At 67.4% G+C, this 19,032-nt stretch carries 22 protein-coding genes and 1 pseudogene; 10 read left to right on the forward strand and 13 right to left on the reverse strand.

Going from position 1 to position 19,032, the window contains the following annotated elements; all coding sequences use genetic code 11:
- Positions 1 to 93: 93 nt before the first annotated feature.
- Positions 94 to 675 (forward strand): recombinase family protein, encoded by a 582-nt coding sequence (locus IEX05_RS06250; RefSeq protein ID WP_036280117.1) that lies wholly within the window; start codon positions 94 to 96, stop codon positions 673 to 675.
- 316 nt (positions 676 to 991) lie between these two features.
- On the opposite strand, the gene IEX05_RS06255 is transcribed toward IEX05_RS06250, so the two are convergent.
- Genes IEX05_RS06255 through IEX05_RS06265 form a run of 3 tightly spaced genes read right to left on the reverse strand, consistent with a single transcriptional unit; the run spans position 992 to position 4,159 of the window.
- Positions 992 to 2,461: a PrgI family protein gene (locus IEX05_RS06255; RefSeq protein ID WP_188700528.1), complete on the reverse strand. Its 1,470-nt coding sequence runs from the start codon at positions 2,459 to 2,461 to the stop codon at positions 992 to 994.
- 3 nt (positions 2,462 to 2,464) lie between these two features.
- Positions 2,465 to 3,832 (reverse strand): conjugal transfer protein TrbL, encoded by a 1,368-nt coding sequence (locus IEX05_RS06260; RefSeq protein ID WP_188700529.1) that lies wholly within the window; start codon positions 3,830 to 3,832, stop codon positions 2,465 to 2,467.
- A gap of 30 nt (positions 3,833 to 3,862) precedes the next feature.
- On the reverse strand, positions 3,863 to 4,159 hold the full coding sequence (locus IEX05_RS06265; RefSeq protein ID WP_227007205.1) for a DUF6112 family protein: 297 nt from the start codon (positions 4,157 to 4,159) through the stop codon (positions 3,863 to 3,865).
- Positions 4,160 to 4,346: 187 nt separating this feature from the next.
- Between IEX05_RS06265 and IEX05_RS06270 the strand changes: the two genes are divergently transcribed.
- Positions 4,347 to 5,204, forward strand: a complete 858-nt coding sequence (locus tag IEX05_RS06270; RefSeq protein WP_188700530.1) for a TIGR02391 family protein — start codon at positions 4,347 to 4,349, stop codon at positions 5,202 to 5,204.
- Between the two features lie 14 nt (positions 5,205 to 5,218).
- Here the strand turns inward: IEX05_RS06270 and IEX05_RS06275 are convergent, their stop codons facing one another.
- The 10 genes from IEX05_RS06275 to IEX05_RS06315 all read right to left on the reverse strand — a co-directional run bounded on the left by IEX05_RS06275 (position 5,219) and on the right by IEX05_RS06315 (position 12,900).
- Positions 5,219 to 5,485, reverse strand: coding sequence for a DUF6112 family protein (locus IEX05_RS06275; protein WP_188700531.1), 267 nt, complete (start codon positions 5,483 to 5,485; stop codon positions 5,219 to 5,221).
- A gap of 6 nt (positions 5,486 to 5,491) precedes the next feature.
- The gene (locus IEX05_RS06280; protein WP_188700532.1) at positions 5,492 to 7,102 is read right to left on the reverse strand and encodes a M23 family metallopeptidase; all 1,611 of its coding nucleotides are present in this window, start codon (positions 7,100 to 7,102) and stop codon (positions 5,492 to 5,494) included.
- A 13-nt stretch (positions 7,103 to 7,115) separates the two neighbouring features.
- Positions 7,116 to 7,808 carry a hypothetical protein gene (locus tag IEX05_RS06285; RefSeq protein WP_188700533.1) on the reverse strand — a complete coding sequence of 231 codons (693 nt, stop codon included), beginning with the start codon at positions 7,806 to 7,808 and terminating at the stop codon, positions 7,116 to 7,118.
- Positions 7,809 to 7,844: 36 nt separating this feature from the next.
- Positions 7,845 to 8,843: a ParB N-terminal domain-containing protein gene (locus tag IEX05_RS06290; protein ID WP_188700534.1), complete on the reverse strand. Its 999-nt coding sequence runs from the start codon at positions 8,841 to 8,843 to the stop codon at positions 7,845 to 7,847.
- Positions 8,840 to 9,727 (reverse strand): hypothetical protein, encoded by an 888-nt coding sequence (locus IEX05_RS06295; protein WP_188700535.1) that lies wholly within the window; start codon positions 9,725 to 9,727, stop codon positions 8,840 to 8,842. The genes IEX05_RS06290 and IEX05_RS06295 overlap by 4 nt, the downstream gene beginning before the upstream one ends.
- Before the next feature lie 93 nt (positions 9,728 to 9,820).
- A complete protein-coding gene (locus tag IEX05_RS06300; RefSeq protein WP_054683026.1) occupies positions 9,821 to 10,225 on the reverse strand; it encodes a hypothetical protein in 405 nt (134 codons plus the stop codon).
- Positions 10,222 to 10,863 (reverse strand): DUF2637 domain-containing protein, encoded by a 642-nt coding sequence (locus IEX05_RS06305; protein ID WP_054683024.1) that lies wholly within the window; start codon positions 10,861 to 10,863, stop codon positions 10,222 to 10,224. Before IEX05_RS06305 ends, IEX05_RS06300 begins: the two co-directional genes overlap by 4 nt.
- Before the next feature lie 32 nt (positions 10,864 to 10,895).
- Positions 10,896 to 11,372: a primase C-terminal domain-containing protein gene (locus IEX05_RS15505; RefSeq protein ID WP_373286291.1), complete on the reverse strand. Its 477-nt coding sequence runs from the start codon at positions 11,370 to 11,372 to the stop codon at positions 10,896 to 10,898.
- On the reverse strand, positions 11,330 to 11,827 hold the full coding sequence (locus IEX05_RS15510) for a bifunctional DNA primase/polymerase (protein WP_373286287.1): 498 nt from the start codon (positions 11,825 to 11,827) through the stop codon (positions 11,330 to 11,332). Before IEX05_RS15510 ends, IEX05_RS15505 begins: the two co-directional genes overlap by 43 nt.
- On the reverse strand, positions 11,827 to 12,900 hold the full coding sequence (locus IEX05_RS06315) for an ArdC-like ssDNA-binding domain-containing protein (RefSeq protein ID WP_054683020.1): 1,074 nt from the start codon (positions 12,898 to 12,900) through the stop codon (positions 11,827 to 11,829). Before IEX05_RS06315 ends, IEX05_RS15510 begins: the two co-directional genes overlap by 1 nt.
- Positions 12,901 to 13,210: 310 nt before the next feature.
- Between IEX05_RS06315 and IEX05_RS06320 the strand changes: the two genes are divergently transcribed.
- The 8 genes and pseudogenes from IEX05_RS06320 to IEX05_RS15255 all read left to right on the forward strand — a co-directional run bounded on the left by IEX05_RS06320 (position 13,211) and on the right by IEX05_RS15255 (position 19,013).
- Positions 13,211 to 13,642 carry a hypothetical protein gene (locus tag IEX05_RS06320; RefSeq protein WP_054683018.1) on the forward strand — a complete coding sequence of 144 codons (432 nt, stop codon included), beginning with the start codon at positions 13,211 to 13,213 and terminating at the stop codon, positions 13,640 to 13,642.
- A 61-nt stretch (positions 13,643 to 13,703) separates the two neighbouring features.
- The gene (locus IEX05_RS06325) at positions 13,704 to 14,168 is read left to right on the forward strand and encodes a hypothetical protein (RefSeq protein ID WP_188700536.1); all 465 of its coding nucleotides are present in this window, start codon (positions 13,704 to 13,706) and stop codon (positions 14,166 to 14,168) included.
- Positions 14,165 to 15,175 (forward strand): MAB_1171c family putative transporter, encoded by a 1,011-nt coding sequence (locus IEX05_RS06330; RefSeq protein ID WP_188700537.1) that lies wholly within the window; start codon positions 14,165 to 14,167, stop codon positions 15,173 to 15,175. The genes IEX05_RS06325 and IEX05_RS06330 overlap by 4 nt, the downstream gene beginning before the upstream one ends.
- Positions 15,172 to 16,308: an alpha/beta hydrolase gene (locus tag IEX05_RS06335; RefSeq protein WP_188700538.1), complete on the forward strand. Its 1,137-nt coding sequence runs from the start codon at positions 15,172 to 15,174 to the stop codon at positions 16,306 to 16,308. Before IEX05_RS06330 ends, IEX05_RS06335 begins: the two co-directional genes overlap by 4 nt.
- Before the next feature lie 135 nt (positions 16,309 to 16,443).
- Positions 16,444 to 16,713 (forward strand): helix-turn-helix domain-containing protein, encoded by a 270-nt coding sequence (locus IEX05_RS15250; protein ID WP_082406205.1) that lies wholly within the window; start codon positions 16,444 to 16,446, stop codon positions 16,711 to 16,713.
- Entirely contained in the window at positions 16,700 to 17,344 is a 645-nt protein-coding gene (locus IEX05_RS06345; protein WP_188700539.1) for an N-6 DNA methylase, read from the forward strand. The genes IEX05_RS15250 and IEX05_RS06345 overlap by 14 nt, the downstream gene beginning before the upstream one ends.
- Positions 17,345 to 17,448: 104 nt before the next feature.
- Positions 17,449 to 18,179, forward strand: a pseudogene (locus IEX05_RS15515) (Eco57I restriction-modification methylase domain-containing protein); the annotation flags it as partial.
- Positions 18,180 to 19,013 carry a class I SAM-dependent methyltransferase gene (locus tag IEX05_RS15255; RefSeq protein ID WP_373286294.1) on the forward strand — a complete coding sequence of 278 codons (834 nt, stop codon included), beginning with the start codon at positions 18,180 to 18,182 and terminating at the stop codon, positions 19,011 to 19,013.
- Positions 19,014 to 19,032 lie beyond the last annotated feature (19 nt).

Genomic DNA, 19,032 nt, shown 5'->3' on the forward strand with positions numbered 1-19,032 from the left:
ACCAGAACCCAGCAACTACCTAAGCCTTCGATTCCCGTAAGACTGTCCCGCAAAAATGCCCGGTGAAGGTGCCCTAAACGCTACAGTCGCCGCATGCTTGTCGGATACGCCCGCGTCTCAACCTCTGGGCAGGACCTCGCCGCGCAGCGGGACGGCCTCCACTCGCTCGGCGTCGATCCCGAGAACGTGCACGTCGACCACGGCATGACCGGAACGAACCGTGAACGCCCGGGGCTCCGCGAAGCGCTTGCCGCGGTCCGCAAAGGTGACGTCCTGGTCGTCACCAAGCTCGATCGCCTCGCAAGATCACTCCCCGACGCTCGTGATATCGCCGACGAGCTGACGCGCAAGGGCGTGACGTTGAACCTCGGAGGTTCCGTCTACGACCCAACCGATCCCGTTGGGCGACTGCTGTTCAACGTCCTCGGGATGGTCGCGGAGTTCGAAGCCGACCTCATCCGTGCCCGCACGCGCGAGGGGATGGCGATCGCTAAGGCCGCGGGCAAGCTCCGCGGAAAGAAGCCCAAGCTCTCCGTCTCACAGGAGAAGCACCTGGTCGCGCTGCACCGTGCCGGCACGCACACCACGAGCGAAATCGCCGAGCTCTTCGGTGTCGCCCGCTCAACCGTGTACCGAGCGATCCAGCGCGGCGGAGCGAACCCACCCGCCGCCTGACGACACCGAGCGAAGCGAGAAGGACGACACCGAGCGAAGCTGCTCACATCGCTGGGCCCGAGCACGTCGCGGACAAAGGTGTCGGTGCTTCCCCGGGCTACCTCACCGCCGCACTGCACGCAGCCACCAACGTGACTCCATCGTGACGAGTGTGTCGCTGTGCGATCTGAACATCGCACAGCGACACACTCGACGAGATCGTAGTCTCAGGCGGGGAGCTTAGAGGCCAGGACGTCCAACTTCTCGATCGTGGGTTCGCTGAACAGTTTGCCGGCCAGAATCGCGGGTCACCCCCCCCGCGATTGGGAGACACGCCCTAGACACGCCGACATAGCGGCAGCGCGGCGGCGGTGAACGCGGCGGCTTGCTGGCCGACGAGGAGTCGGGTTTCGCAGGAGGCTTGGATCGCTGCCTGCTCGATCGCTGCGACGGTGGCGTCGAGTTCCTCGATGGTGGGTGCGGAGACGGCGATGAGGCCCGTGTAGCGGAGGATGCCGTGGCCTGCGGTGAGGTCGGCTTCTTGCTGGAGCACGTCGTGGTACTCGGCGGTCTGGGAGGCGTCCTCGATCTGGCCGATCTTCGCCCGCTGTGCCTGGTCGGAGATGTGCTCGACCTTCTTCTTACGGATGTCGCGAGCAGCGGCATCGGAGCGCATCGGCGTGAAGATCAACGAGAACGAACGTTGGATGCCGGTGGACAGCAACACCGGCGACAGGAACCCCGGATACACCAGTGATCGCGGCCACTCGCTGACCCAGAGCACCGCATGGTGAGCGGAGTCGGTGCGCAGCCTGCCCCAGGTCTCAGTGACTGCAACCGGCCCTGCGGTCGCGAGGGGCTGGCCGAGCCTGCCGTGGCGTTCGAGGGTGGCAGCGATCGCGGGGTCATAGGCGGAGCGCAGCATCACCGCGATCTGCCCCGGCGTCAGCCAGCCCGACGGCGACAGATCGGCAGAGCGGAGCGCGGTAACGAGGGTGTTCATCTCCTGCCGCAGCACGGCGGCAGCACCACGAATCCCGCCTCCCGCAGTCCTGATCTGCCGGGCACTGGTCCTCATGTCGAGTGACAAAGAGAGCGTGGTCGCGTGGCGTTCGCCGGCGGGTCCAGCGCGGTCGATGAGTTCGGCGTAGGTGTCGGCCGCCCATGATCCGTCCGGGGTGCCGTGGGTGGCCCACCATTCGGCCAGTCCGGTGCCAGAGTCCGGCAGCGTGCGCTCCAAGACCTGAAGCGTGGCGATCCGCCCGGAGCGGCAGACGGTTGCGAGCACGCGGCCCCAGGAGCCGACGCGGCGTTCCTGCTCGCCGGGATCGAGGAGCACGAACGCGGGATGGGTGACCTCGCACACCACGGTCAACGTGGCCGCGTGGGGGTCGTGGATCATCCCGGCTCCGGTGTCGGGGTCGGTGTATTCACGCAGTCGCGCCATGTCGCCGGGCAGCGCGAGGGTGCCGACGGGACGCGGGACGACGATCCTGCGCCGGTACAGCAGTTGCCCGCCGGTGGCGCGCCACAGCCACCAGCAGGCGATGGGCAGCCACTCCACGATGGGCCTGCCCGCGATCGGTATCCAGGTCAGCGCGGCGGCGAGTACCCAGACGGGGGCGGTGTAGGCGAGCAGCATCCCGCCGCCTGCGTAGAACGCGCCGATGAGCGTGGCTCCGCCGATGGCGAGCGTGATGAGCTGGGGCAGCGACAGGCCGAGGAGGACACCGCGGCGGGTGAGTCGGGAGAACTTCACCGGCACGAGTTCGCCCGCGGTGGGCCGGTCGTGGTTCGTGCTGCTCATCGTCTACTCCTTCGGTTGGCGTGGCGCGGGCGGTGGTGGCTGCTTAGGCGGCGGTGACGTGTCGGTGCTCGGCGGTCGTGGTGCCGGGCTCGACGGCGGTGCCGCAGGCGATGCGGCGGGCGGTGGCGGTGTTTGCGCTGCCGCATCGGCGGCGTGCTCGCCCTGGGCTCCCAACGCGGTTCCAGCCTTCGGCCCGGCGGTCGCGGCGCCCTTGGCGACACTCGCCCCAACCACGACGCCGGCCGCGACGGGACCGGCGGCCGCGGCACTGCCTCCGCTTGCCGCAGCTCCTCCGCCGGCGGCCCCTCCGCCACTCGCGGCGGGTGCCGGGGCCTTCGGCGGTGGCGGTGCGCTACTTCCTCCGCCGGAGCCTCCGCCCGCGTTCCTGCTGCTGCTGGTTCCGTCGAGCACCTTCTTCGGGTCGCCGCCACCTTGTGGCTTGGCCGGGACGGGGATCGGGCGGTTGAGGGCGCTCTTGGCGTCCTGCTCGGAGCCGATCGCGTGGTACATGTCGAACCCGACGAACGCGATGAACTTGTAGGTGAGATATGGGGCGAACGCGGCCATCGCCATCAGCACGATCCCCGCGATGGGGTCGCTTATCGAGGCGAGGTCGGCGTCGATCGGTGCGGAGACCTGGGTGATCGCGACGAGGAACATCACGACGAGCACGAGCTTGGAGCAGATCAGCGCGACGACAAACATCGCCCACTTCCCGATCCAGCCTCGCGAGGCATCCCAGGAGGCACCGGAGAAGGCGAGCGGCGCGAACACAACCGCGACCAGCAGGAGCGCTTTCCTGACGAGGAGGGACAGCCACACGATCGCGGCGGCGGTGATAGCGAGGCCGGCCATGAAGATCGTGATGATCGCGCCCACGCCGGGAGCGGCGATGTTGATCCCGACCAGCCCTGCGGCGAGGAGGGTGATCTTGTCGCCCATCGACTCAGTGGTTTCCCCGGCGGCCTGCACGATCCCGATGCACAACTGATCGACGACTTCCAGCAGCAGTGCCGTGAGCGTGACGACCACGAACGATCCGAGGACGGACTTCGCCAGGCCAAGCGCGGCTCGGGTGAGGGCGGTGGGGTCGCGTCGGATCAGGCCGGTGATGAGTTGGAGGCAGAAGAAGATCAGCATCACGAAGACCGCGATGCCGAACAGCAGGTTGTAGACGGCGATGTAGCCGGGCTTGGTGACATCTACCAGAGTCGTGGTGTCGAAGACCGACCAGACCGCCTCGAACAGCCACCCGGCAGCGGCACCCATCGCCTGGGCGAGCCAGTCGAATGGGGCCGCGACCAGAGACGCGGCTCCTTCGCCGACGGCATCGCAGACCGAGGAGATCACGGGAACGTTGCACACGCCCATCACGAACACCAGCTCTCGACGACAGGCGGGTCAGACGGACTGGCCGACGTTCCAGAAGAAGTTGATGAGCGTCACGCTCGCGCCGCAGATCACCGCAGCGCCGCAGGAGACGAGGACGCCGATCTTCCCGCGCGAGGCGAGGTGCGGGTTGGACGAGTTCGCGCCGAAGCCCCACACGATCGCGGACACGATCAAGGCGAGCACCGACAGGATCAGGCCGATGGTCATCACCGCGCCGACGATGGTGCGCAGCTGGTTGATCCCCGGCAGGCCGTTGGTGTTGGGGTCGATGTTGATGTCCATCGGCACCAGCAGCGGCGCGGACATGACGTTGGCGAGCAGATCGAACACGGTAGGTCTCCTTGGCGACGGGCGGCCCGCCAACGGACTCGCAGACGGGGTACACGCCACAGGTGCGCGCTCGTCGCCGTCCCCGTCGGTGGCCGCCCGTAGCCTTGGAGTATCTGTGCGTCGCTCGCCCGCACGGGACCGCCGGACGAGAGGTGCAAGGAACATGAGTCAGTACGGGGTGGATTACCTCCAGCGATTGCGTGCCGCTGTCGAGAAGTTCGAGGAAGCGTTCGACGCCTGGATGAGCACTCAGGTTGAGTCGGATCACATGTCGGCGCGCGGACTCTTTCCTACTGTGTGGACAAAGGAAGGCCAGGATCAGAGCGAGGTTCAACGGCTCGAACTCGGTGTCGCGGAGGCTGCTGGCCTGGCGGCGAGCGCTGTGTCAGTGACCGGCGCCTACATTGGGATCGCTGGTCTCGGAGCGATCGACCCGATCTCCAACTGGTCATTTATGTCTGCGCCCAAGGCCCCCATCGCGCCTCGGAATATTCGGACTACGACCGCCAACGTCAAGGGCAGGCTCGACGCGATGATCGTCGACGCCGAGTCACGTACGGACTCTGACCTTCCGACCTTCGCTCCCGCACAGTTTCACCCCGTGGTCTGGGCTGGTGCTTCCGCCCATTGGACGACGCATCAGTACCGAGTTGCAGTTCGTGAAGCGACCGAAGGCCTCACGGTCCACTGGAAGGAACGTCTCGGCCGGAACGATGTCGATGACACGGTCTTTTGGCAGCAGACGTTATCGCCGGGCGCTCCTGAACCGGGCAAGCCGAAGCTCACCTGGCCGGGAGCGTCGGATGACAAGACGGTGAAGAGCATGCGCAGTGGTCTTGAACCGCTCGCTAAGGCCCTCAACGCGCTGGCCACTGGTCTGAACCTCACGGTCCGCAACGTGACGCGCACCGAACTGTCCGAGCAGGAAGCGATGGAGCGCCTCGCGGCATACAGTTACCTCGCGCGCCTGCTCGACCAGTGCGAGACAGCGAGCGCCGACGCGCAGGAATCGGACCGATGACCGCGACGCCGCAGCTACAATCTTGAACCGACTGTGAGTAGCCAGTTCATCCAGGCCACGCCGCCTCCGGCGAGGACGGCGGCGCCGACCGCGACGAGCACTCCGATGCGGCCCTTGCTGGCTGTGGCGTAGTTGCCGTGGGCTGTCGCGATGGCCCACACGATCGCGGAGACGATCAGCATGAGGACGGCGACGATGAGGACGAAGGTCAGGAGCGCGCCGACCACGGCGCGGAGGTCGCCGATGCCGCCGAGCCCGTCGAAGTCGGGGAAGACACCCATCGTCGATCACCCTGCCTTGACGGTGACGTGGAGGTGGTCGTAGTGGCCTCCGGTGATGGAGGCGGGGTCGTGCATGCCTCCGCCGTTGTAGGGTCGCCAGCCTTCGCTGTCGCGGGCGACTGACCAGATTTGGCCTTGCCAGATCAGGTATTCGACGCCGAGGACGTCGGCGTTGTCCTTCATCCAGTTGGTGACCTTCCAGCAGGCGTCGAGCTGTGCCGGGGTGGGTCGCTGGCCGATGCGGTTGCCGAAGGTGATGTCGCACGCTCTGCCGAGGGGATGCTCGGACTTGGTGCCGGGGCGGGGTGAGTAGCAGCCCCAGCCGGTGTCGGGGAACGCGGTCAGGGTCTGCTGGTAGAGGTGGAGCATGCGGGCGGTGATCTTGCCCGAGTTGGTGGGGTCGTCGACGAGCCGGTCGGGGTCTCCATCGACGCCGGTCGGCGTGCCAGCGGTGGCGTTGTTGCAGGAGTCGGGTGATCCGCTGGTCGCCGTCGGCAGGTTCGCGGCCCGGTGCTGGTTGAGCCAGGCTGCGGCGTCGATGGCCTCGCCGTTCGCGCCGCCGGGCCGGACCTCGAAGTGCAGATGTGCGCCGGTGCTCATGCCCGAGGAGCCGACATCGCCGATGTGCTGCCCGGCGCGCACGCGGTCTCCGGGACGGACGTGGATGCCGCTCTGCCACATGTGCACGTACGCGGTCGCGACGGTCTTGCCGTCGATGGTGTGCTCGATGACGATGAGGCCGCCGTACCCGCCGGAGAACTCCGCGACGGTGACAGTGCCGTCCGCGGCGGCGAGGATCGGGGTGCCGTCGGGTGCGGCGAAGTCGGTGCCGGTGTGCATCTTCCGTTCGCCCGTGATCTGGTGCACCCGCATCCCGAACGGCGAGGTCAGCACCCAGGTGCCCTCGGGTAGCGGGAACACCACCCGCGACGACGAGACTGCCGGGCCACCCACGCCAACCGGAGCGCTGCCTCCGCTGGTGAGGGCGGCGAGGATGCTGTCGGCGACGGGCTCGTAGTTGCGGTAGCGGTCGGGGTAGGCGGAGACTTCGACGGCTTGGGCGGCTTCGCCGGGGTCCATCTGTTGCCAGCCGGGGATGTCGAGTAGGCCGCGTGGTGAGGGGTAGTTCGGTCCGGTCGGCCCGCCGAAGAACGCTCGCGCCTGGTAGGCGGGGTCCATCAACTCTGCGACGGTGCCCCATCCCGATTGGGGGCGCATCTGGAACAGGCCGAGGGAGTCGTGGTCGCCGCCATTGCCGTCGTTCGGGTAGTTCGCAGATTCCGGGTAGGTACCGGTGTTGGTGAGCATGCGCAGCGTGGACTCGGTGAGCGCCGCCATCAGCGCGATCTTGATTCCCGGCCTGCCCACGTCGGTGATGCCGTTGCCGACGGCGATGATCGTTGCCGCGTGCGTGAGCTGCTGACGATTGAGCGTGAAGGTCTCGCCGTTCGCGGTGGTGACGGTGAGCGAGTCCGGGATCGGGCCGAAGTTCACCGTCCCGGCAGGGGTGGCGCAGTAGGCCGCGGCGGGGTTCATCAGCACCCCGATCCCGAGGAGTGCTGCGGCGGGTGCGAAGAACAGCAGCGCCAGGGCTGCGATGGCGGCTTTGCGGAACACGACGCCAACCCCTTCAGCGCAGCGGGTTGTCGAGCTGGGACAGCCGCAGCAGGTGGCAGGTCGGGTAGGTCGGGGCGCAGACGACGAATACGGTGAACGCGACCGGATGCTCGCTGGTGACCGGCTGCCCGTTCCAGACCCCGGCACGGTGGCGAGTGCCGTCGATCGTGATAGCCGTCGTTCCCGGCGCGAGCTGCCCGGGCTGGGCTTGCGCGACGGCGTCGGCCCAGGCGTCGGGGACGTATGCGGTGTCGATGGTGAGGTGCTGGCGGGTGGCGTACTGCCGCAGCTCGATCCAGGCGTCCCGGGTCGGCAGGTACGTCGCCACGTCGGAGGCCAGCCCGGCTTGCTCGTCCCCGCTGGGATCACCGACCGCGAGGATCGCCGAGGTGTAGTCCAGCGGCCACAGCCCCGAAGCCGTGTCCCACGCGAACAGCGTGGACGCGACGCCCCGGGCGAAGGTCTCGGGATCGGCCGAACGCGGAACCGTTGGCACCTGCGGTGGCCGGGGCGTGCTTGGGGCCACCGCAGGCGGTGCCGTCGTGACCGGGCCGGGCTCCGAGTCAGGATCGGGGCTGGTGTTACTGCGGGGGCCGGTGAGGAGTCCGTAGACGCCGACGCCCGCGAGGAGCAGCAGGACGATGCCGGCGGCGATGAGGGCGACGAGGCGGCGACGGTTCCGGGTATCAGCAGGTGCAGGACTCATGCCGAGCAGGTGCGCACCCGGCAACCTGGATTGTGGTCAGAGCGCGCGGAGTCGTGGCCGCTCCGTCGCGCCTTCGCGGGCGGCTCGGAGGGCATTGGCGAACCGGACGGTGCCGTCGGTGATGGCGAGGAAGTTCTCGAACTGCTCGTCGGTCAGTTCACCTGCGAGGGTGTCGGCGTCGTAGTGGGTCCACCAGTTCGTCAGTTCACCCCAGGTCTGGATGAACGCGCGCAGCGGGTAGCGGACAGGCTGGCCGTTGTCGGTGACGAGCGGCAGTGGCCGCGGTGGGGTGCGTTTGCCCTTCTTGATCGACTTCGCGCGGGCCACTGCGGCTTCGGCGCGGGCGTGCAGCTCGGCCTCGCGCCGCTCCCGCGCGGTGGTGTCGGCGTCGCGGATCGCTTGGTAGATCGGATGCACCGGGTCGCCGGCCTCGATCCGTTCCAGCCCGGCGGTGGCCTCGGTGCGTAGAGCCTCGGTTTGGTTGGGGTTGTTGGTGATGTCTTCGAGGTAGCCGATCTTCTCCAGTGTCGTGTGTGACGCACCGCCGGGGATCATCGCCGCCGCTTGCTCGCGCGCATCGCCGAGCGCGCTCGACGGTCCCGCAAATTTTGCGGGACCGTCGTTCCCGGGCTGGTTCTCGCTGCTGAACTGGGTAGCGCTCTTGCGTCGGGCGGCGTCTTCGGCCATGACCTGCTTGATCTCGCGGTAGAGGCCGGCGGCTTCGAGCTGGGTGTAGGGCTTGTGGAGCATGTTGTCGTCCTGCTCGGCGAGGAGTTGCCCGAGCCGGTCGGACAGGCCGCTGCGCACCCAGACGTTGACGGTGCGCCAGCCGAGCTTCTTGATCGCGGTGAGCCGTCGTGCCCCGCACACGAGCACGCCGTCGATGGTGATCGTGAGAGGTTGCAGCAGTCCGTCGCGCCCGATGGATGCCGCGAGGGCGTCGATGTCGCCGAGGTCGGCGCGGTGCCGGGTGCCGACGAGGATCGAATCGACGGTGCGGTCGAGCTGGATGCTGCCGATCTGTGGCTCCGTCACGACGACTCACCGCCTCCACCACTCGGAGCGGCCAGTGCCAGTGCCAGGATCAGGTCGTCGTCGCGAAGCAGCAGATCAAGGGTCTCGCCGAGCAGGAGACGGAGCAGGACACCGCGACCACTGCTGGTGGCCACATAGGCCGGGTGCGGGTTCCCGAGGAGCGCTTTCAGCAGCGCGGCCCAGGAGCGGCGCGGCAGGTCGAGCAGTGCCCGCGCGTGCCGATCGCGGCGCAGAGCTTCGTAGGCGGACTGGCGGGTGCCGGCCTTCATCAACGCCCCGCAGACGTGCTCGACAGCGGCCCGCGCGGTGTCGGTCGGCCAGTCGAGCAGGCACAGCATCGCGATGGCGTCCTCGGCCGCCGATCCGGCGGACATGCACGCCTGAGCCGACCCGAGTCCGTCGCGCGGCTCCGGGTCGAGCTCGCTGGGACGGAGATCGGTGGTGTGGAACGCGGGATGGTAGTCGGCCAGCGCGGTGTCGCGTTCGGAGAACCGCTCGGGATCGTGGAACGCCGAGACGTGGGCGCGGCGGGCCTGGTGCACCGAGCAGAGCAGACCTTGGGCGCGTTCCTCGTAGACGCAGGTGATCCGCACGGCGTGGGTGATGATCGCCCACGGATCGTTGGCCTCGCGGGTCGAGCGGTACTGCATCGCGTCGAACGCCGCCGTGACCGCTTCCCAGGTGTCGAGCTTGTGCTTCCTCGCGAGAGCGCGGTACTTGTCGGCGGCGAACTCCATCAGGTCGCGGGCCACCGGGTCGTGAACCCAGGCATCCTCGCCGCCCTCGGCGAGACGGTTGAGCAGGGCGCGCAGGCCCTCGCCGGTGGTGAAGTCCTCAGCCTGGTCGGCCGTCGGAGCGGTACTGGTGTGGGTTGGTGTGGTCATGGTGTCGGCACCTCCTGGCAGGCAGGTGCGCGCTCGCTCCCACGAGCGCGTCCTGCATGCCGGTGCCGTCGCAGCCATGACCTCTCACCACCGTCAACTCATCGAGACCCCGGAGCGGGACATCTGCGACGCAGGTGCGGTGCTGCGCCCGAACGCCGAGATCGGCGGCAGCCGCCGGGCACGGTCCCCGAGACGACGAACACCAGCGCCAATCGGGGTGCGGGTGCGGCGTGCGAGCTCGGCCTGGAAGTCGAGGCCACGGCCGGCTGCGTGCGCCGAGTGCCGGGCGATCAGGTCGGTGGGGCGTACCCACTCCACGCCGCGGCCGGGAACGAGGGCGTGCTGCTTGTCGTCGCGGGCGACCTGCGCGGCCCGCACCGCCTCCGGCGTGCTCGTTGCCTCGACGTGCTCGGGGCGTTCCCTCGGCTCATCGGGCACCAGCCGTGCTGGATCGGGCCTTGCGGGATCGTTGCGCTGCGGGTTCTCAGTGGTGTTCATGGGGTCGTCTCCTCCCGCTCATCGACGGTGTCGGTTGTGTCAGTGAGGTGCGCGACGGCGAACCAGCGGCCCACGGTCGAGGGATGCACCCCGAGTTCGCGGGCGATCCGCTTGTTCGACCAGCCCGCCTCCCGAAGCTCCCAACCCAGCGCCCGCCGATCCGCCACAACGTCGCCCCGACGGGTCGGCTCCGCCTCGCCAGATGACAGCGCGGGCATCGACTCCGCAGTGACCGTCGGACGCGAGGCGACAGGCTGCACGCCGGGGTCGGCGGTCCGGGTGAGGATCACGGTCAGGTGCGTGATCGCAAGCAGCACGACGGGCGGAACCGCGGCGACCGAGGCCGCGAGCATCCGTGGCACGTCGGCGTCTGCGGCGACGACGGCGTGAATGGCGTTCGCTGTCACTGAGACGAGCGCGCCGCCGACCAGCAGCGCCCACGGATACCAGGCCGAGCGCTGCCCGGCGAGGGCGACGACGGCGACCGTGGCGACGACGATGATGCCGTCCACGATCAGCGGCCACGCCCACGCTTGCCCCGATCCGATCCCGGAGCGAGCGGCCAGATCGGCCAACGACGTGAACGACAGCCAGAACGCCCCGGCGGCGATGAACACCGTCCCCGCGACCGCCGTCATAGCGGCCCAGCGCCGCCCCTCCGATTCACGCCTCACAGCCCCGCCCTCCCCAGCGCTGCGGATGGTGGGCTCGCCGAACGACCGAACCAGCGACCCGCGTTCCGGCTCCGGCCGTCTGACGCGGTCTCGGATGCGGGCTGAATGGCTCGGTAGGCAGAGCGCACGGTCGTGGTGATCTCGCGATCACCCAGACCCGCCGACTGTGCCGCAGCACCCAAGGCATCGAGCGCGTCGGCGGGCGAGACGCCGTTCTCGGCGAGGCGACAGGCAGCCCAGAACAGGCCCCGGTTCCGCTCGCCCTCACCCCGCCCGGCGACCCACGCCGCCAACCGCTCAGCATCCACCTCCATCGAGCCGCTGCTGGCGCGTGGTGGAGCGACGGGGCGCGGGTCGAGAAAGTCCCGCAGCCGGGCCGCGTCCACCGTGCCGACCGAGTGCGCGGCGATGTCCGCGACCTCGTAGAGCTTCACATTGCCGTCGATGATTCGCCGGGAAGGAGGAGCGATGATGTAGCCGCCGTCGCCCCGGAAATCGACACCCGCCGTGGCTGCCTGCCACGAACGCTGCTCGCTGCCTGGTGTCGCCGGGAAGTACACGCGCGCGCCACCGGTGGGTGTGCGCACCAGCAGCCCCGCGCCATCGACGAGCCCCGCGTCGGTGGCGCGCTGGTACGCCGCGCGGCCATCGTGGGGCCGTGGACATCGACATCCACGACGACAACGCCCGATGCCGCTCCCGTCGGGATGCCGATGTTCGCATTCGGTGTGCGCGACCACCACGCGGCAACCTGTTCCGGGTCGTTGCTCGCGTCGAGGAACCCACGGCGGGTCAGCGGACGTTTCCCCTCCACGAGGCACGGGAACACGGGCACCCCCGCCGCCGCGAGACTCCGCGCAGCCAAGGCCAGGTTTGGTGAGCGATCCACGCGAATGAGCGCCGCAAGGACATCGAATGGCTCGGGCATCACAGCCTCCGCCCCGCCAGCGCCGACGCAGCACGCGGACGATCGGTCTCTACCGCAGGCGCAGCCGTGCGGGAAGTGCGCGGACTGGGGGTGTCACGGTCGAGGCCGGGCGGGGTGCCGTCGCCGACCTGGAGCGTGTCGAGCTGGTCGAGGATCGCCAGCGCGGTCTTCCGCACCCTCTCGCCGGTGGCCTGCACCACCTGGACGGGCTCGTGGCCGTCCACTCGGGCGGCCCAGGTCGAGACGTACGGGATCGTGTACCCGGCGGTGTCCATGCCGTGCGCGGCACCGATCATCAGCGCGACGGACTCGGCTTCGACCTCGCGGATGCCGCGATGCTGCCGCGCCTCCTCGTCGTCGGGATCGTGCATCAGCACATGCGCCAACTCGTGCGCGAGGGTCTTGACCTGCGCGGCAGGGTCCATGTTCTCTCGCACCGCGACCGTGCGCGCCTCGTAGTCCGTGAGGCCGTTCGCGCCGGAGATCATCCCCTCGTGCGGCACCCGCAGCACCTCAAACCCCGCGCCGCGAATCTGCCCGGCCAGCCCCTCCCACAACCCTGACGGTGCTTCGCCTTCCAGCAGCGTCGGAGCGGGCGGCACCGGCAGCGGTTCGCCGTCGGTCTGCGAGGCGTCCCACACGTAGGCCGGGCGCGCTCCGACCATCCGCGAGCGCACCACCTCGTTGACCTTGTGCTTCTCTCGCGGCCCCAAGCGACGCCAGGAGTTCGGATCGGCAGGATTGGACGACGCGAACCGGCCCGTCACCGGCGCGAAGATCATGTACCCGGTCTGCCCTTTCATCACCTGCCGCCCGAGCCCCTGCCACTGCCGGTACCCGGCAACCAAAGTGGGGAAGGGCTCGGGCACGCGGCCCGCCTCGAACGCGGCCTCGTGCTGCACCCAGATCAGCATCGTGTTGTTGAATGACCGCGACCTGAACCGTGCGGCGAAGGCGAGCGCCTGCCGCCAGTCGTCACCCGAGACCAGCGACTCGACCGCGCCGGTCAGTTTCTCGTGCAGCTCGTCGAGCTTCGCCTCTCGCGCCGCGCGGGCGTCCTCGTTCGATGCCATGCTCCGGCCTCCTCTTCGGCGGGCCGCGCCAAGGTTGCGCGCGGCGGTACACCTGGCAGGTAGGCGCGAACACCCGCGACCGGACCGTGAGCTGGACATCGTTCACCTCCTTGAGGCAGCCCGAGCCGAGACCGGGACGCGACATTGAGCATGCTCAAAATGTCCCAGAGTCCTGTTCTAACACCGACCGTTGAGCATGCGCAAGCCTTGATTTGTGCATGCTCAACGAGTACGGTTGAGCATGCACAACCATCCTCCGGGTGGACTACATCGATGCCTTGCCCGTCGCGAAGGGAAGGGGGTCACCGTCATGACCGAAGACGAGAGCCAGGCTGCGGCCGAAGACCTCGCCAAGCGTCTGCGGCTCCTGATGGATGTCGCTGTTGCCGAGTCCGGCACTGAGCCGACCTACTCGCAGATCGCCGACTACCTCCGCGAACGAGGCACGAACCTGTCGCGGTCGCGCTGGACGTACATGGTCAACGGCCACCGCTACGTACAGGACCCCGCCGTGTTCGAGGGGCTCGCGGAGTTCTTCGACGTGGATGCCGCGTTCCTGCTCGGCGAGGACGGTGCGGCCACTCCCGAGAAGGTCTCGGCGCAGCTCGATCTGGTTCGGTCCATGCGCGCGGCGAAGGTGAAGTCCTATGCTGCCCGCACCCTCGGCGACATCTCGCCGAAAGCACTTCATGCCATCACCAAGTTCCTGGATGAGGAAATGACACACATGCCCGAGCACTGACCGGCACCGCACGACACGGAGCCGACGCCCGTCTCTGCTCCCCACAGATAAGGGGCAAACCGTGAATATCGAACAGACCGTATCGGCGGCTCTCGCGGGCCTTCAGCTCGGCAACACCTTCACCTTCGACAACCTCCGCCACACCGTCCAATACCGACGGCACCGGCGGCTCCGCATCGTCGAACTCGCAGACCTCGACGCCCACGACGGCCTCTGCGCGGCATTGCTCTCCACCGACGCCGGAGACTACGTGCTCCACGCCCGCAGCGACTCCGCACTCCACCGCCAGCAGTTCGTGCTCCACGAACTTGCTCACATGATCCTCGGGCACTGCGACGGCGACGACTGCGCCGTCGAGGAAGCACTACTGCCCAGCATCCCGCCGCACACCCGCGCACGCCTGCTCACTCGGCAAGACCTCGACAGCGAAACCGAGATCGCCGCCGAGTCCCTCGCCGACCGGCTCGCCGCAGGCATCCGAGGATCGGTCTTCGCCGAATCGGCCTACTCGGAGGTCTTCGGATGATCCAGACGCTCGTCGCGACGCTCATGTGGGCGCTCGTGGCGAGCCTGCTCATCTTCCGCCGCAAACGCACCGACCGCAGCATCACCTACGCCGCCCTCACCATCGCCATCGCCATGACGCTGAACGTCGATGACATCTACACGGTCGTCGATCCGCTCCTCGGCGGCACGAACATCGCGACACTGATCGCGGACGCGCTCCTGATGACAGGGCTCTTCTTCCTCGGGCGCGGCGTCATGAAGTCTGGCGAGTACCGGCCCAGGCTCGTCCGCGCCGCCGTCAGCGCACCCGTCCTGCTCGTCGCGCTGCTCGCGATCACCGCATCGTTCCTGTTCATCGACCGCGGCACCACCACGACACGATTCATGAACGACCTCGGCGCGCAACCGGCGGCAGCGGTCTATTCGATCATCAACTTCAGCTACGGAGCACTCGTCATCGCGACGATGCTCGTCCTCGCAGCCCGGCAGTATCGGCACAGCGCCGGCATCCAGCGCCTCCCCGCCGCACTGCTCAGCCTGGGATCGGCGTTCGGTGTCACGCTCTGCCTCGCCGTGATCGTCATCGACATCGCCCACGCCGCCGACCACCTCGACCTCATGCACGCCATCCAGGCCGCCTACGATCCGCTTTCTGTCCTCACTTTCGTGTTCCTCTGCGCTGGGTTCGCGGTCCAGCCCGCCGTCCGCCGCGCCCAGCACCGCTCCCGGCGTCGGCACACGATCTCGTTCACCGCGCAGTTGGAGCCGCTCTGGCTCCGAGCGACACATGCACGGCCCGGGCTGAGCCAAGCCGACCCCCTCGCCGCCAACCGCGAAGACCCCGAAGGGCACCTCCACCGAGTGATCGTCGAAATCCGCGACGCGATGATCGACCCGCGCATCACCTTCGACATCAGCACCGACGACCGCGACCTACTCGAACGCGCCGAGACCCACCTCGTCGGAAGCGATAGCGCCCTCGCAGCGACCTTGCACGTTCCCAACGTTGAGGAGCGTGGAGCGTGATCGGCCGCATCGTGCTTGGCGGCGGGATCGCGGCGGCAGCGGCTGCCGGGCTCGGGTGGACCATCGCGCGGCGACTCACGGCACCCGTCGGCCCACGCACGTTCGACCTCACCATCCGCAGCGTTGAGCACGACGACAATGGCGACCTGATCGTGCTCGACCGAACCGAGCAGACCACCGCGCACGGCATCTACAACCTCTGGTTCGAGCACGGTGGGTGGGCGCAACTCTCCACCGAGGTCATCGGTCGCGGACCCACCCGGGTCGCCCGCAGAATCACGGGCCTCACATCGGGCTCCACTCCAAAGGCCGGCGACCGGACCTCCTGGAGCGGCATCTACTACGCCACCCCAGCCGACGCCGGACTCCACGCCCGTGACATCACCATCACGTCCCCCGCCGGACGATGCCCGGCCTGGCGCATCGAGGGAGACCCCTCGGTCTGGGCGATACACATCCACGGCCTCGGCAGCACCCGCGCCGGCACCCTGCGCGGCGTCCTCGCCGCAACCGAACTCGGCTACACCTCCCTCGTCGTCAGCCACCGCAACACCACAGAAGGGCCACGAGTCGGCACCGGCCGAACAACCCTCGGCCACACCGAGACGAGCGACGTTGACGAAGCCATCGGATACGCCGTTCGACGCGGAGCGCAGCAAGTCGTGCTCTTTGGCTGGTCAATGGGGGCCGCCATCGCCCTCCAACTCGCCGACCACCCGCGACACGATGGACTGATCGCCGCGCTCGTACTCGACTCACCAGTCCTCAACTGGACCGAAGTCATCAAGACCAACTGCGTTCGCAGTGGACTGCCCGCAGCAGCCGGGCACCTTGCGATCCCGTGGCTCACCGTCGGCCCGCTGGCTTGCGCAGTTGGCTCGCCGGGCAGCATCCCGCTCCGCTCCTTCAACTGGACCGCACGAACCGCAGACCTCGCGACGCCGACCCTGATCCTCCACGGCACCCGAGACGACTCCGTACCGATCCGGCTCTCACAAGCACTCAGAGACGCCCGCCCGGACCTCGTCGAGCTGGAGACCTTCGACGCCGACCACACCCTCTGCTGGAACACCGACCCCGACCCGTGGCGGGAAGCACTGACCGCGTGGCTCAAGGCGCGTGTCCCACGCTGATCGGCAGAAGGGAGCGATCACTCTCGGCACCCACCTCGTTCGGCCACGCCCGGAGAAACCCAACTCAAGCCGTACCTCCGCCGGTATCATCGTGAGTGTTGGCCTGCCTGGGCCATTGAGCGAGGGAGGACCAACGTGGCTGAGCCGTGGCTGTCCGCAGACGACATCGCCGCCCACCTCGGGGTCACCAAAGACACTGTCTACACCTGGATCGCCGAGAAGGCCATGCCCGCCCACAAGGTCGGACGCCTCTGGAAGTTCCAAGCCAGCGAGATCGACGACTGGGTGCGTGCGGGTGCGGCGGCCAGCGACGACGAGACCGCTCAGCAGCCCACGCGAATGTCAGCGGTCGCTCCTACGATCGTGACAACGAGTACGGGAAGGGGAGCCGATGACGCTGAGTGAAGCCCAGCGGTTGGTGAAGTCCAAGCAGCGCGTTGCCGATCACGGCGAGGTGTTCACGCCGGGGTGGATGGTCGAGGACATGCTTGATCTCGTCAAGCACGAGTCCGAGCGGATCGACGCTCGCGTGCTTGAGCCCGCTTGTGGCTCGGGAAACTTCCTTGTCCCGGTCCTGGCCCGCAAGCTCGTCACCGTCCAGCTCCGTCACGGCAAGAGCGAGTTTGAGAAGCGCCACTACGCCCTGTTTGCGCTGATGTGCACGTACGGCATCGAACTCCTCGCAGACAACGCCGAAGAGTGCCGCGACAATCTAGCCGAGGTGTTCAACACGTTTCTGGGCATCAGCAGCGATGACCAGTGGGCGCAAGCGGCGCGCGCGGTCCTAGCCGTGAACATCGTCCAGGGGGATGCCTTGACCATGACCTTGGTGAGTGGCCAGCCGATCACCTTCCCTGAGTGGGGCTACCTCGGCAAAGGGAAGTTCCAGAGGCGCGACTTCCGCTACGACGATCTCACCCAGCGAGCCTCGTACGAGGGCACACTGTTCGGCGAACTGGACGACGACGACCTGTTCGTTCCCGCGCAGAACTACCCGACCATGACCGTCAATCAGATCGCCGAGGCCGCCGCGTGACCCTTGCACCCTTTACCCTCAGAGGGCACAACCCGGATGTCTTGACCTGCATCGCGAATCTCTCCAACGATGAGGTCTTCACTCCGCCGGAGTTCGCAAGCCAGATGCTCGACACGCTTGCCGCCGCCTGGGCAGACGCCAACGACGGTGCGAACATCTGGGCCAATCCTGACATCACGTTCCTCGATCCGTTCACAAAGTCCGGTGTGTTCCTCCGCGAGATCGTCCGTCGACTCACCGACGGGTTGATCTTGGTGATCCCCGACTTGGCCGAACGCGTCGATCACATCCTCACCCGCCAGGTGTTCGGCATCGGGATCACTCAACTCACCGCACTGCTGGCACGCCGCAGCGTCTACTGCTCGAAACTAGCCAACGGCCCGCACTCGATCGCCAAGTCATTCACGACTGAGGACGGCAACATCTGGTTCGGGCGCACCGAGCACACATGGGGCGGCGGCAAACGCGAGTTTCGAGCCGATCCTCTGACGAGCGAAGAGGTCGCGTTCTACACCAGTCGCAAGTGCGTCTACTGCGGGGCAGCCGAGGACGACTACGCACGTGGCGACGACCTTGAGACTCACGCCTACGCCTTCATCCATACTGACGACATCGAAGCTCGGATCGCCGAGCTGTTCGGAGACAACATGCAGTTCGACGTCATCATCGGCAACCCGCCCTACCAGCTCAGCGACGGCGGACACGGAACCAGTGCTGCGCCGATCTATCAACTGTTCGTGGAGCAAGCCAAGAAGCTTGATCCCGCTTCCTCACGATGGTCATTCCCTCCAGATGGTTTGCCGGTGGCAAGGGATTGGAGGATTTCCGCGAGTCGATGCTCAAAGACGGACGACTTCGCTCGATAGACGACTTCCTCAGTGCGGCCGATGTCTTTCCGGGCGTTGGCCTCAAGGGCGGCGTGAACTACTTCCTCTGGGATCGCGACCATCCTGGAGAGTGCGTGGTCACGACCCACTTCAAAGGATGGGATGACTCGACCGACACCCGGCCGCTACTCGAAGAAGGCGCCGATGTCTTCATACGCTTCAATGAGGGTGTTTCCATCCTGAAGAAGATCATGAAGGTCGAGCTCGCAGGGCAGCCGAGCGTTTCCCTCCCGGCCGAGAAGAGCTTCAGCGAACTTGTAAGTTCGGCCCGTGCGTTCGGGTTGCGGACCTTCTTCAAAGCGAAGTCCGTCGCCGGCCCCGAGGATGTGAAGGTCTACCAGAACGGTGGCATCGGCTATATAGCGAGGAGCGAAGTGGCTTCTGGCAAAGCGTTGATCGACAAGTGGAAGATCTTCGTCAGTTACGCGGCTCCGGGTACCGGCAACAAGGACTCGTATCCCCACCGCGTCATCAGCACGCCATTCCTCGGCGAACCCGGGAGTATCTCCACGGAGACATACCTGGCCATCGGCCCCTTCAATTCGAAGGAGGAAGCAGAGAGTGCGCTCTCGTACCTGTCCTGCCGGTTGACGCGCTTGTTGATTCAGCTCCGAAAGGCCTCCCAGCATGTTACGAGCAGGGTCTACGGCTTCGTGCCTGTTCAAGAATGGACCAAGCAGTGGACCGACTCTGACTTGTATGCGAAGTACCGTTTGACCGATGAGGAGATCGCGTTCGTCGAGAAAGTAGTCCGTCCGATGGAGTTGGGAATCGATGAGTAGAAGTCTCGACGAGCTTCTC

Source organism: Microbacterium nanhaiense, from assembly GCF_014646015.1.
Classification (GTDB): domain Bacteria; phylum Actinomycetota; class Actinomycetes; order Actinomycetales; family Microbacteriaceae; genus Microbacterium; species Microbacterium nanhaiense.